The organism is Clostridium celatum, from assembly GCF_021412605.1.
GTDB classification, from domain to species: domain Bacteria; phylum Bacillota; class Clostridia; order Clostridiales; family Clostridiaceae; genus Clostridium; species Clostridium celatum.
The window spans coordinates 81,622-95,472 of record NZ_JAJKGM010000007.1 but is presented as its reverse complement, the minus strand read 5'-3'; the positions used below and the strand labels follow the sequence as shown (position 1 = coordinate 95,472).

At 27.2% G+C, this 13,851-nt stretch carries 9 protein-coding genes and 4 tRNA genes; all 13 read right to left on the bottom strand.

The window, feature by feature from the left end; genetic code table 11:
• Positions 1–52: 52 nt before the first annotated feature.
• Complete coding sequence (locus LPC13_RS05075) at positions 53–2,827, bottom strand: tubulin-like doman-containing protein (RefSeq protein ID WP_005212588.1); 2,775 nt, start codon at positions 2,825–2,827, stop codon at positions 53–55.
• Positions 2,828–2,975: 148 nt separating this feature from the next.
• Positions 2,976–5,351, bottom strand: a complete 2,376-nt coding sequence (locus LPC13_RS05070; RefSeq protein WP_005212586.1) for a VWA domain-containing protein — start codon at positions 5,349–5,351, stop codon at positions 2,976–2,978.
• Positions 5,352–5,561: 210 nt separating this feature from the next.
• The gene (locus LPC13_RS05065) at positions 5,562–6,347 is read right to left on the bottom strand and encodes a glycyl-radical enzyme activating protein (RefSeq protein ID WP_005212585.1); all 786 of its coding nucleotides are present in this window, start codon (positions 6,345–6,347) and stop codon (positions 5,562–5,564) included.
• Between the two features lie 18 nt (positions 6,348–6,365).
• On the bottom strand, positions 6,366–8,885 hold the full coding sequence (locus LPC13_RS05060) for a glycyl radical protein (protein ID WP_040419142.1): 2,520 nt from the start codon (positions 8,883–8,885) through the stop codon (positions 6,366–6,368).
• A gap of 291 nt (positions 8,886–9,176) precedes the next feature.
• Positions 9,177–9,252, bottom strand: a tRNA-Lys gene (locus LPC13_RS05055).
• A gap of 5 nt (positions 9,253–9,257) precedes the next feature.
• Positions 9,258–9,334 (bottom strand) — tRNA-Arg (locus tag LPC13_RS05050).
• Between the two features lie 3 nt (positions 9,335–9,337).
• Positions 9,338–9,411 (bottom strand) — tRNA-Gly (locus tag LPC13_RS05045).
• A gap of 3 nt (positions 9,412–9,414) precedes the next feature.
• Positions 9,415–9,489, bottom strand: a tRNA-Glu gene (locus tag LPC13_RS05040).
• Between the two features lie 192 nt (positions 9,490–9,681).
• A complete protein-coding gene (locus tag LPC13_RS05035) occupies positions 9,682–10,494 on the bottom strand; it encodes a histidinol-phosphatase HisJ family protein (RefSeq protein WP_005216059.1) in 813 nt (270 codons plus the stop codon).
• A gap of 25 nt (positions 10,495–10,519) precedes the next feature.
• Positions 10,520–11,491, bottom strand: coding sequence for a dipeptidase (locus LPC13_RS05030; RefSeq protein WP_005216061.1), 972 nt, complete (start codon positions 11,489–11,491; stop codon positions 10,520–10,522).
• A 236-nt stretch (positions 11,492–11,727) separates the two neighbouring features.
• Entirely contained in the window at positions 11,728–13,065 is a 1,338-nt protein-coding gene (locus LPC13_RS05025) for an AMP-binding protein (RefSeq protein WP_407080852.1), read from the bottom strand.
• Between the two features lie 3 nt (positions 13,066–13,068).
• Positions 13,069–13,554 carry a 4'-phosphopantetheinyl transferase family protein gene (locus tag LPC13_RS05020; RefSeq protein ID WP_005216065.1) on the bottom strand — a complete coding sequence of 162 codons (486 nt, stop codon included), beginning with the start codon at positions 13,552–13,554 and terminating at the stop codon, positions 13,069–13,071.
• A gap of 61 nt (positions 13,555–13,615) precedes the next feature.
• Positions 13,616–13,843, bottom strand: coding sequence for an acyl carrier protein (locus LPC13_RS05015; RefSeq protein ID WP_005216067.1), 228 nt, complete (start codon positions 13,841–13,843; stop codon positions 13,616–13,618).
• Positions 13,844–13,851 lie beyond the last annotated feature (8 nt).

The following is a 13,851-nucleotide window of genomic DNA, read 5'->3' as shown; positions in this document are numbered from 1 at the left end:
TTTTCTATTAAACTATTATCACTTACTTTAACTTCTTCTTTCTTATAGCTACCTATATACTTTTTTTGTGATTAAATAATTCTTCCTTTGTATATATCTTTTCAACATTATTTATATAATCGCATACATCCTTAGATAAATTTATATTTTTACTTAAGTTATCTATAAATTGTTTTTCATCCTCTCCTATAATTAAATCTTCATCTATGTTTGATATATTATTAACTTCTTCTAAAGATTCAATTTCAACATTTTCTATTGGTAAACAATATGGTGATTTATATCTAAATACAAATTTATTATCTTCTCTTATTAAATTATTTATATATTTACCACCAACTTTTATTACACTTCCATATGCTTGAGATAATGTATATTCTCTAAATAATTCATCTACATCCTTAACTAAATCATCAAGTCCTATATATTTTTCATCTAAATGAAGTGGATATGTTTGATCTGCTAAAAGTTTTAAATAAAATTGTTTATAATGATGAACCTCTGGCAAATATGCTGCACAAGCGCCCATAGTAATATGAATTACATCAATTGAATATGGATTAGAAGTTTCAACATATCTTGCTTGTCTCGATTTTTCCCCCATTTGACTTCTTATCCATTTATCTATTTCCTCATTTGGCTTTATAGTAAATCCATTAGTTATATTTTCATCTCTAACAGATCCTATATAATAACATTCTGTCCACGAAACTTCTGGATTTTTAATTGCAGACCAAAATGGCTTTGAAAGTTTTGCTGTTATATCAAGCTCTTCTTTTATATAGCTTGTAGAATCTTTATTATTAGCCTCTGCATTCTTTCTTAATATTTCAATTATTGTATCATTTTTAATTTTATCTTCAGTATCAACCTTATATTTACATAATCTTAACAGCCCTTCAGTATTATCCCTAATCAATGATAATATATTTAGATTCTCCTCAATCTTTAATTCATTATTAAATACCTCATTTATATTACTGCTTGTCATCATTTGATTTATAATTCCAACTAAATGTTTACCATAAGTACTTTCATAATGCTCTTTATAAAATTCCTCTGATACCATTTCTCTTGAAATTATATTTCCACCATATTTTTTATTAGCTTGATTCATTATTCTTTGTAATTCTCTTTCTATTTGAGGTTTATATTTATGAATATTAGTTCTTATAAAATCTATATCATCTAATTGTCTTTTAATGACATCAGTAACTAAATTAGATATACTATTAGTGATATAATAGTTATTTTTATTACCATTTTCCTTTACAAAAGTATTTACTTCACTTTTACATGAATTTAACCTTTTTTCTGCTGATTCTTTTTTCGACTTTCTTGCCTTATTATAATCTGCTATAGCTGATTTTATATTTTTATCAATTGTGTTAACACTTATAGAGGTATTACCATTTTCTATGCTATCAACCTCTACCTTTAAATTATTACTTACACGCTTTAAAATATTAGCTAATCCTAATAATCCATAAGTTGTTGCTTTTTCATTTACATATTCACTTAACACTTTAGTTATATCTTCTTTATTTTTTTCAAAATTACTTTCCCATAGTATACGTTTTTCTTCTACCTTTTTTTCTAAGTTATTCATTTTACTTAAAGCTTCAGATAACTCTCCACAACTAGCATCCTTTATTTTAAATGAATTTTCATTTACGAAATAATTATTTCTATCTATTTTATCATTAATATTTTTTATTACTTCTTCTACTTCTTCATCTATATTACTATTGCTTTTATTATAAAGACCTTGTAATATATCTAAAGCTAATCTATAAGAACAGTACTTCTTTATATTATCAACAGGTATTTCCATTGATGATGATGAAAATGTACTAAAATGTCTATCTCTCTTCAAAATTGGATCTTTATCTTTACAAATAAAATTTGCATAGTCTGCTCTTAACTGAGAACCTAATTTTGTTCCAATTTCATGGAATAACTGTAATGAACAAAGATCATATATATTTTCTATACTAGTTAACACTCCACCATTTTCATTTTTATTTTCAACAAGATAACAAATATCTAATAATCTCTTTTCAAGAACTATTTCTCCTATATTGTTATATTTAAATCTATATCTTTCATCATTTGGATTTTTTATTGAAGCCATATAAAATTCTAGTTCTTTTAAGGCTGCATAACAATTTGCCTTACTTCTATTTTGAGCATCTAAATCTGATGATAATTTATCATCATAACAACTTTCTAATGTGAACATTCCAATTAAATTAGTATTATCTCTATTAAATATTTTAGATAACATTACTGATACATCTAAAAAAGTTCCACATCCTGTTCCTCCTGCTAATGAACCTACTATATACACCTTATGCCTACCCATATTTTCTAAATAAGCAGCTCCTACTTCTGTAAGAACCTTATATAAATCTACTAGACTATTTTTAGCTGAATTTAAGGTATCATATACAAGCTTTGAATTTTTACATAAATATAACCTTCCTATAGGCCTCATAAGTCCTGCCCCTTGGTCTGTAGAAGTAAAAAAATCTGGAATTATAGGTGGATTTTTAGGTAACCACTGAAAATTAGGATTATTATATGCCCAATCTAATGTTGATTTTATGCCCTCATTAAATCTTAATTGACACTTTTCGTTGTTCTCTATATCATCATCTAAAAAAGATTTTAAATCAGTATCAATAACTAAATATCTTATAGGTAAACTTTCTCCATTATATTTTTTAGCAAATAAATTTTTTAACCTTTTAACAATTTGGAAGCCTGTCCCTCCTAAACCTATAACTAAAGTAGGTAATATATCCTTTGGAATGTCATTTTTCATAATATTTTCCTCCCTAATATTAAACTTAAATTTATTATTTTACTTCTTTAGTTTTATAAAGTATTTAATTAACTAGTATTTTTACTTATTTATCTAAAGCACTTCATATTTTAATTCTATAACTAATTAACTTATAAACAGTCCAATATTAAAAATCTATATTAATTACTTTTTTCCCTACTTTATATGGAATAGTTATTCCTGGCTCATATTTTATTTTTTGATTATTTGTATCATCATTTATTTCTTCAATAGTGTTGTACTCAACATAAAACATATTATCTTTATTTTTATAACTATAAAGTCCTTGAATTAACTTAGGTCTATTTTGGTATTTATTCACAAACTCAAAATATCCAAGTGCATTCTCCTCTTCTTCATCTAAATACAATAATTCTTTTTTGTTATTAATATTTAAATAAAGCCTTCTATTTTTACTTGATAAGTACCCCTCACCTATATTCCTATATATCCCATTTGGATTTATCTTATATTCAAAACTTACAGAAATACACGTTTCTTCTACTTCTAATTTATATCTTTTCATTAAAGCTTTATATACTAAAAATCCTAATAAAATTAAAGTTACTATTGGAATTACCAAATATAAAAATACCTTTAACAACTTTTCAAGTATAAATCCTAATGACGTATTTACATTTAAATTTGTTTTTAAACTTTCCGTAACCTCTATTCCATTATCAGTTTTAAAAAATAACTCTAAGTTTTTTTCCTTTTTATTTGGTATTATAGTAGTAGTTATAATTCCTTTTTCTTCTTTACTTATATTAAAACTACCTATTTGTTCATTATCTTTATCAAAAATTAATACATTTGTGTTTTTATTAATTATTGATTTATCCAATATATTTAAAGCTATATTAGCTTCTTTCCCCACTATAATTCCACTATCACTTATAACGTTTTTATTTAATTTTTTTTCTTCTTCAGCCTTTACAATTTCATCATTATCTAAAATACTTAAAATTATTCTCTCCTTATTATTGACCTTTAAATTAATCATAGGTAAAGGATATGCAAAAAGCTCTGTGTTTTCTTCATTCTTACCTCTTATATTTGCATAATACTTTATATCATCTGTTCCATTTATTTTAAATTCTGCAAATAATATATTTCCATTAGCTTCTAAAGGTATTTTTTCAGTTTTCCCACCTTGATTTACTATGACTTCCCCACTTATATTACTTACTTTTGTATTATCTTTTAATTCAATTTCAATTCTTAAACTCTCATCTTCTGTTATTTCTTCTTTAATATTCTTATAATAAAATGCAGGATAATCATTTATATTAATAATCATTTCTAATACAGCAATTATTCCATTACTTTTATCCTTTGCTATATATCTAATTACATTTTCACCCTCTTCTTTACCTAAAAAAGAATAATTAAATATTCCCTCTTCTTCAGTAGGATTTATGATATCACCATTATTACAAACTATAAATGTACCATCATCAATTTCATTATTGCCAGCATCTATACTTAATTTCATATCTATTGGTATATTTTTAGGTACACTTATATATTTATTAAATTGATTTACTACATTAAGCTTAGCCTTACTTTTAAATTGAACAATTACAGAACTTATTTCTTCTCCAATGCTTTCTATTTTCAAAACACTTGATGTGTTATTATCTAACGTAAATCTATATACTTCATACATATTGCCTGTCTTTGTTGGGTTTATCAAAGTATTATTTAATTTAACATTTATTTGTGGCTTTTTATTATCACAAGCTGCAACATTTATTATAATTTCTTCTGCAAAAGAGCTTAATGTAATTTCCTTCATTTTCTCACTATCTGTTGTGTAATTTTCTATCACTGAAAAATCACTTTCTCCACCAATTATTGCTGTTAATGATTCAAAAAGCTTATTAGCACTTTTTCCATCTCTAAATAAACCACCTGTATTAGTAGCAATTTTACTTAAAAACTCCTCATCTACATCATTAGATAGTGCAATGGTATTAACTTTTATATTTGCTTTAGATGCATCATCTATCAAATTATTAAGTTCTTGAATATGTTCATCTGTAATACCTTCTATTGGCTCTTCCTTTCCATCAGACAATATTATTATACTTTTACTTTCTGCAGTTTCATTTAATTCATCTATTGCCTTTTTTAAACCATCCTTTACATTTGTTCCTTGTTCATCCATTGTAACTTCATTTAACTCTTTTTTTACTTCATCTAAATCTTTATTTTCTTGCAAACCTTTCAACACAGTTACCTTTGTTCCAAAGGTTATTATGCTAATATTAACTTCACTTTCTCTTATGGTATCCAAAACCATACTTCCTGCAACCTTTGCTAAATCCCCAATCTTAGTTTCTGGATTATTCATACTTCCTGAATTATCTAAAAGTATAACTATATTTTTTCTATTATCCTCTGCTAATACTTTAAAACCTTCAAGATTACTTATAATTAAAATTACAATAATTATTATAAGTAAACTTCTTTTATACCATTGAGTTTTATTTTTAAGCATAATTATCCCTCCTATCAAAAAGGCTTTGCTATTTAATCTTATGTTGAGTTATTAAAATTAATTACAATTTTATTTTATTTGTTTAAACTTTCTTTTTATTGGTAATAATATTAACGAAAGTAATCTTGCTTGGAGTAATAAGTCCAATGCCATTACTCACATACCTTAACAAAAGAGGTTATGCAAAATTAATTGCATAACCTCTTTTATTTATCCACCAATTTGTCCTTGTAATCCTTCTTTTAAAACTACCTCTAATAACACTTCCATTTGTTCTGCAGTTGGAGGTTTTATTTCACCTAAATAGTATTTCCTACTAAGGCCAACATATTTATCTTCCCCCATACGATGATATGGAAGAAGGTGTAGTTTTTTAACTCCAGGCAAACTTTTTGCAAATCTTGCAATCTCTTTGATTTCTTCTTTTGTATCATTAAATGTTGGTATAACTGGAACCCTTATAATTAAATTTGCAGTTGATTCTGCAATTATTTTTGCATTCTCTAGGACAACTTTATTATCTTTTCCAATAAATTTTTTATGTTTATCAACATTCATATGCTTTATATCCATTAAAACAGTATCAACATATGGTATAATACTCTTTATTACACTGCTTTTAACTCCAGCTGCGGTTTCTATAGCTGTATTTATACCATTTTCTTTACATACTTGTAATAACGCTTTTACAAACTCTGGTTGACACATACATTCGCCACCTGACAAAGTTATTCCCCCACCAGAACGTTTATAATATGGTCTATCTTGCTCTATCTTCTCTAGTATTTCTCTAACAGTTACATCTCTTCCTATTATTTTACTCTTTCCATTAATAATCATTTCTTGAATATCATAATTTTGTGATTCAGGGTTACAACACCATTTACATTTAAAAATACATCCTTTTAAAAATACTATAGTTCTAATTCCTGGACCATCATGAATAGAAAACTTTTGTATATCAAATATTCTTCCTTTTACATCTAAAATATTCATAATCACTTCACCTAATCCTTAAAATGATTTTTGTTCTGTTCGATTTATAATATCATCTTGAAGTGAGCGAGATAATGATGTAAATAAAGCACTATAACCAGCAACTCTAACAACTAATGTCTTATATTTTTCTGGGTACTTTTGTGCATCTAATAACATTTCTTTACTTACTACGTTAAACTGTATATGGCTTCCTTTCTGATCGAAATATCCCCTAATAAAGCTAACAAATGCCTCCAAACCTGTTACTCCATTTAAAACTGATGGATGGAATTTTTGATTAAATAAAGTTCCGTTAGATGCGATTCCATGGTCTATCTTTGCAACAGAGTTAGCAGCTGCTGTTGGTCCATTTATATCTCTTCCTGCTGCCGGTGATACACCATCTGCTATAGGCCTATATGCTAATCTTCCATCAGGTGTTGCTCCAGTTTGTGCTCCTAGTGGTACATTTGCTGATACTGGATAAAGTCCTGCTTGATATTGTCCCCCACGTGGATTTTTAAAATTTTGTAATGGCTTAGTATATATATAAGCTACATCTCTTGCAAATTCATCTACCTCTTTAATGTCATTACCAAACTTAGGTACACTATCTATAAGTTCAAGCAAATTCTTATATCTTTCCTTTTGATTTAATCCTATTCCCTGTTCACTTATTGATTTAGCTATATTAATAACAATTTCTTTATCAATAGCTTCACCTTTAGAAATTAACTCTCTAATTACTTCTTTAATTAATTCTTCAATCTTATTTACTGATAATTCTTCTCCATAATTATTTTCTAATGCTTCTTTATACTCTTTTAATGTAACCTTTTTTTCATCAAAGACTATTTTTTTAATTGCATATAAAGAATCTGCCATATTAGCAATTCCAAAACCCTGAGGCCCTGTAAAATTATATATAGCTCCGCCTTCCTGAACACTCTTACCTTTTCTTATACAATCATCAATCATACAAGATAAATATGGTAATGGACATCGCTCTCTATGCGCTATATCAATAGCATTATCAGCATTAACTAATAATCCTATACAATATTCCATTTGTTTTTTATACGCATCATAAAATTCTTCAAAACTATTCATTATTGTTACATCACCAGTTTCAACTCCAACTTTAATTCCATTATCATAACCATTACTAAAAACTAATTCTAATGGCCTACACATATTAAAGAATGCAGCATCATGCCATCCATCTGTTTTTCCTGACTTTTGTGGTTCAACACAACCTATTATGTTATATTCTCTAGCATCAGCTAAAGTAAGTCCTCTATTAAGCAATGAAGGAATAATAACTTCATCATTATAATAAGCAGGCAACCCACTTCCTGTACGAGTTAATTTGGCAGCCTTAATTAAAAGATCATGTGGTGTTCCATTCCATACTCTAACTGATAATGATGGTTGAGGTAACATAACATGCATAGATGCTTCAATTGACATATACGAAATATCATTGGTTACATCTAATCCATCAGCATTTTGCCCTCCAGCAATTAAATTTTGGAATAATCCATATCCCGCAAATCCTTCAGCAGATATAGAATCCCTTACCTTATTTAAATCATTTAATTTTACCCAAATACAATCCATTAATTCTTGAGCGAATTCCTTGGTCAGCTTACCTGATTTAATATCCTTTTTATAGTAAGGATACATATATTGATCAAATCTACCTGGCGAAATAGAATGTCCACTAGATTCAATTTGAAGTAACATTTGAATAAACCAGAAAGATTGGCAAGCTTCATAAAAATTAGTTGCACCTTTAGCTGGAACTCTAGCACAATTTGAAGCAATTTTTAATAACTCTCCTTTTCTAAACTTGTCAGAGGTTTCATTAGCCATCTTTAATGCTAACTTTGAGTAACGATTTGCATAATATATAACAGCTTCACAGCTTTGAATTACAGCATGTAAAAAATTACTCTTTTTTATATAATCCATATCTCCTATATTACATCTAGAAAGCTCCTTCTTAACTTGTTCTATAATTCCTTCATATCCAATTTCTAAAACCTTTTCATATTGAACTGTAACATGTCCAATTCCATTGTAATAATAATTTCCTGGAGTGAATATATTATGCTCTATTGCTGTAATAGCTTCTGGGGCCATATATGAAGTTGCTAATTCACTAGTTGTCTTTCCCCTCCAATATTTATATACTTCATTTAATATATTTTTATTTTCCTTGCTTATATAAAATGGGTCTGCATTTCTTTTTTCTATAGTATCAAATTCACCCTCTAACCATTCATAAGAAAACTCTGGAAACACTTGACAGCTTCTTGGTTCTTTCGTTGCACTTCCTACTATTAATTCATCTTTACGAATTGTTATAGGAATATTTCTTAATATATGTGAAAAGTCTTTTGATCTTCTCTTAATTATAGGTTCTCCTTCTGTTTTCTTATAACTCTCAGTTATAAGTCTAGCTCTATCAGATTCTATCTCTGGAATTTTTTCAAATAAATTATTTATAAGTCGTTCAATTCTTGATGATTTTGCTATACTATATTCTTTCATTACCCCACCCCACCACAATATATTTGTTATTTTATGTATTTATTGTATTAATTTTACTATACATAATGGTATTATTCAACTTATATTTCTTTATTTGTTTTTGTTTTATTTGTTTTTTGTTGTTTTATATTATAGATTTAATGAAAATAATTATGATATGTAATAAAGATAGAAAAACTTATGCTATATTAACTTTGATGCTAAATGATATGCCTATTCATGCTGTTAATTTAGTAAAAATTAATTATTTATAAAACAAAAAAAGGATTCTTTAAATAAAGAATCCTTTTTTGGTGGCTTACCGGGGAATCGAACCCCGGACACCTTGATTAAAAGTCAAGTGCTCTACCGACTGAGCTAGTAAACCATATGTGGTGCGTGTTAAGAGATTCGAACTCCTGGCCCACGCCTTAGAAGGGCGTTGCTCTATCCAGCTGAGCTAAACACGCTTATGGAGCGGGTAGTGGGAATCGAACCCACCTTTCCAGCTTGGAAGGCTGGAGTATTACCGATATACGATACCCGCAAATGGTGACCCCTAGGGGAATCGAACCCCTGTTACCACCGTGAAAGGGTGGTGTCTTGACCGCTTGACCAAGGGGCCTTGCTGTCACCGTCTGCTGACTACTTTTCATATGTTACACTATCATTAGACAAAAGTCAACATATTTTTTAAAATTTTTTTATAATTTTTTTACGTGTAAGTAAAAGTGCATCCCTAAGAATTAAAATATAACTAACCTATAAAATATTAAGCTGACTATAAAAATGATTTTAAATATACATTATAAACTTATCATTTAATATTAATAATTTTAGGATTTCTATTTTCAAATTCACAATAATGCTTGAAACCTGCTTCTAACAATATTTCTTTTCCTTCTTTAAAATTTTCTCCTATATCATGCTTATTGTGTGAATCACTACCTAATGTAATTATTTCTCCACCAAATTTTTTATACATCTTTATATGGTCAAGATTGGGAAACTGCTTTCCATAAGACTGCCTAAACCCTGATACATTTACTTCAATCCCAATATTACTAGTAGAAGCTAATCTCAGCATTTCATATATTATATCATTATATTTTGACATATCTATCTTAATTTTAAATATTCCTTCTATATATCTAAGTGGATATGTTATATGTCCAATTACATCAAAATTTCCCCATCTTACCATATCATAATATTCTTCATAATACTTAATAAGTAATTCATCTATCCTATGGGTAAAATCCCATTCTTTCATAAAATAAAAATCTTTTTCATCTTTAACGTTATGCATTGAACCTATGATAAAGTCATAATTATACTTATTTATTACCTCTTCTGCTATCTTTAAGTTTTGTAGGGGTTGCCCAAGTTCAACACCAGCTCTAACACTTACCTTATGTTTATATTTTTCTTTTGCACATATAGCCTCTTCATATGATTTCTTTATGCACTTTTCCATATGATCATTATATTCATTTACATCTAAGTGATCTGTGATACAGAAGCCATTAATTTCTTTTTTTATAGCATATTTACATATATCCTCTATACTATCAGTTGCATCAAAAGAATTATTAGAATGTACATGACTATCAAATATATAGTTGTCCATTTTATTACCTTCTTGCTTAATCTATTTACCCTATTATGTCTTTTATAGTTCTATATGCATTTTTATATGCAAACTTCTCTATAAAATCATACTTAAATCCATAGGCATTCATCTTTTCAAATAATAATGGCATTTTACTAACAGAATCAATTTCAAGATTTCCATGTATACCATCGAAATCTGTTCCTATGCATACACAATCTTCTCCACCTACATTAATTATATGCTCTATGTGCTCTATCATATATTGAATCTTACTTTCTTTATTCTCATCATTTAATTCTCTATTATCTAAGAACTTAGGACAAAAATTAATCCCTATAACGCCACCCTTATTTGCTATAATGGTAATCATATCATCTGTAAGATTTCTACTATGATTTGTAATACTTCTAGAATTAGAATGTGATGCAACAAATGGTTTTTTTGATAAATTAGCTACATCATAAAATCCCCCATCTGATAAATGGGAAACATCTATAATCATTCCTAAATCATTCATATATTGAACCGCTTCTTTTCCAAAGTAAGTTAATCCACATTTCATTATATTTATATCATCGGAATTTGGACTACCAAAGCAATTTTTATTATTCCATGTTAAAGAAATTAATCTTATTCCTAAATCATAATATCTCTTAATATTTTCTAATTTTCCATCAATACATCTACCATCTTCTATAGTTAAAATAGCACTTATTTTATTTTGTTTTTCATTTTTTATTATATCATTAAATGAATAAGCTACTGATAGTATATCACTATGATTCTTAACTGTATTATTAAAAATATTAAGTAGGCTTAGTATATACTCTTCATCTGAAATTCCTTCTTTCTCATCATCTGGAACTAAATATATAGCAAAAAACTGTGCCATTGAATTAACTTTTTTTAATCTATTGATATCTAATGATGTTTTATCTAGTTTATATATATCATTATTTCCATCAAAGTAAGCTCTACTTAAAGTATCACAGTGCATATCTATATATTTCATAAAACTCCCCTATTTACTAATAATGCTTACTTAATAAATTTATTCATTTATACCTTTGTATATTCTCTTTTTATCTTTTTAGACGTAGTTTTTTCAAATTCTGTATCTCTTATTATAACCATCCCTATTCTCTTATACGTTGGTAATTCACAATTATATTTATCCACTAAATTTCTAATTTCATTTTCTATATCATTTATTCCATTATTATTTGCATATTCATAGTCTGGAAGTATTTATGCTTTTATTATATTTTTATATTCACTTACTAAGATTTCTTTAATTAATCTACTTTTACTAAGTTCATTTTCTAACTCTTCTGGTGAAACATTTTCTCCATTAGATAATATGATAAGGTTTTTCTTTCTTCCTGTTATAAAAACAAAGTTATCTTCATCAATATATCCTAAATCTCCAGTTTTAAGCCATCCATCAACTAATGCTTCTTCTGTTTCTTTAGGCATTTTATAATACCCCATCATTACACTAGAGCCTCTTACCCAAATTTCTTCATCAATAATTTTAGCTTCACAATTTGATATAAGTTTACCTACAGATTCTCGTTTAAATTCACAATTATTATTTGTACTAATTACTGGAGAACACTCTGTCATACCATATCCTTGTATTACCTCAATTCCAAAATCATTCATGCCATCTATAATCTCTGGATTTAAATATGCTCCTCCACTATATATTGTTTTTAAGTTTCCGCCTAAGGCTACCTTTGCCACAACTTCTTTACATATATCTTTGCTTTCATCAATAAGTTTGTTATATAAAGATTCAATAATCATTGGAACAAGGCACATAACTTGTGGTTTAAACAATTTTAAATTTTTTAAAACTCTCATCACAGAATCATTTATACAAATACATAATCCTAAATGTATTCCTTTAAGAATATCCATAGTGAAACAAAATACATGATTTATAGGTAATACAGTCATTGATACCGTTCCCGCTTTTAGTTGCACATCAAAAGCAATTGCATTATCTGTTAGATTTCTATGATTTAGCATTACTCCTTTACTTTTCCCTGTAGTTCCTGAAGTAAATAATATTGTACAAAGTTTTTCTTCATCAATCTCTATATGAAAGCTTGATCTATTCTCAGCCATTAACTCATTTAGTGATAATGCAAATTCGGTATTAAGCTTTTCATTCATTGAAATTATATACTTTACATTATGTGATTTTTCCTTTATCCTCTCAGCTACATCATGTCTTATTTCATCATATATTAAAATTTCTGCATCCGATCTCTCTATTAATTCACATATATCATCAGCTGGCAGCTGAACATCTATTGGAACTATAACCCCTCCTGAATTAACTACTCCAAAATAACTAACAATCCACGGATATGATGTTTGTCCTACTATAGCTACATGTTTCCCTATCATATTTAGGCTTTTTAAAGCATTACTTACAGCTTCACTATCATTTTTTAAATCATTATATGACTTCTCATCAACTTCATTTTTGTTAATTTTATATTTAAAAGCAATATTATCGCCATAATTCTTTGCTGCAAAATCTATTATATCCCTCATATTTTTAATGTTATTCATAACCTAAACCTCCCAAGTTATTGACACTATATATTTATTATTGTTAAAAATTAAACTTTCTTGTTTGAATAAAAAGCCTATTTTATTACAAATAATATTTTTATCCTTAATACTAAATTCAATATTTTGCATACCATAAGATAGTCCAGTTCCAATAGCTTTTAAAAAACTCTCTTTTAATGTCCATAATTTAAAAAAATATTCTTTTTTATTATTAGCAGATAATAAATCTATTAATTCATTGTTTGTTAATACTTTTCTTATAATGCTTTTTTTAAATTCCTTTATATCCTCTATATCTATTCCTACATTTTTATTGCTTATTATTACAACTACAATATTATTGCAATGACTTATATTAAAATTAATACTACTATTTTTTAAATATGGTTTACCATTTAAGCTACTACAATAATTTTCTCTTGCATTTTTTACATTAAATATTTCTTCTAACTTTTCATCTAATAAATTTATTCCTGCATCATGCATTATTTTATTTTGTTCTAATTTGGATATTCCCTTCTTTAAAGGAATCTGTTTATAGAAAATTTTATACTTGTAGGGCTGTAATATACTCAATTATGTCCCCTATAGTATTTACTTTAGCTACTTCTCTCTCATTTACTTCTACATCAAACTCTTCTTCTAAATCACCTACCAAAGTCATAAATTCATACGAATTCAATCCTAAATCTTCAACTAATTTTGATTCAACTGTAATATCTTCTCTTGCTACTTCTACATATTCACTCAATAACTCTCTTAATTTTTCTAACATACTATACT

Excerpts from the sequence above, each read along its gene's own strand:
- LPC13_RS05075 (WP_005212588.1), bottom strand. The coding sequence starts at position 2,827 with ATGAAAAATGACATTCCAAAGGATATATTACCTACTTTAGTTATAGGT.
- LPC13_RS05070 (WP_005212586.1), bottom strand. The coding sequence starts at position 5,351 with ATGCTTAAAAATAAAACTCAATGGTATAAAAGAAGTTTACTTATAATA.
- LPC13_RS05065 (WP_005212585.1), bottom strand. The coding sequence starts at position 6,347 with ATGAATATTTTAGATGTAAAAGGAAGAATATTTGATATACAAAAGTTT.
- LPC13_RS05060 (WP_040419142.1), bottom strand. The coding sequence starts at position 8,885 with ATGAAAGAATATAGTATAGCAAAATCATCAAGAATTGAACGACTTATA.
- LPC13_RS05035 (WP_005216059.1), bottom strand. The coding sequence starts at position 10,494 with ATGGACAACTATATATTTGATAGTCATGTACATTCTAATAATTCTTTT.
- LPC13_RS05030 (WP_005216061.1), bottom strand. The coding sequence starts at position 11,491 with ATGAAATATATAGATATGCACTGTGATACTTTAAGTAGAGCTTACTTT.
- LPC13_RS05025 (WP_407080852.1), bottom strand. The coding sequence starts at position 13,065 with ATGAATAACATTAAAAATATGAGGGATATAATAGATTTTGCAGCAAAG.
- LPC13_RS05020 (WP_005216065.1), bottom strand. The coding sequence starts at position 13,554 with ATGCATGATGCAGGAATAAATTTATTAGATGAAAAGTTAGAAGAAATA.
- LPC13_RS05015 (WP_005216067.1), bottom strand. The coding sequence starts at position 13,843 with ATGTTAGAAAAATTAAGAGAGTTATTGAGTGAATATGTAGAAGTAGCA.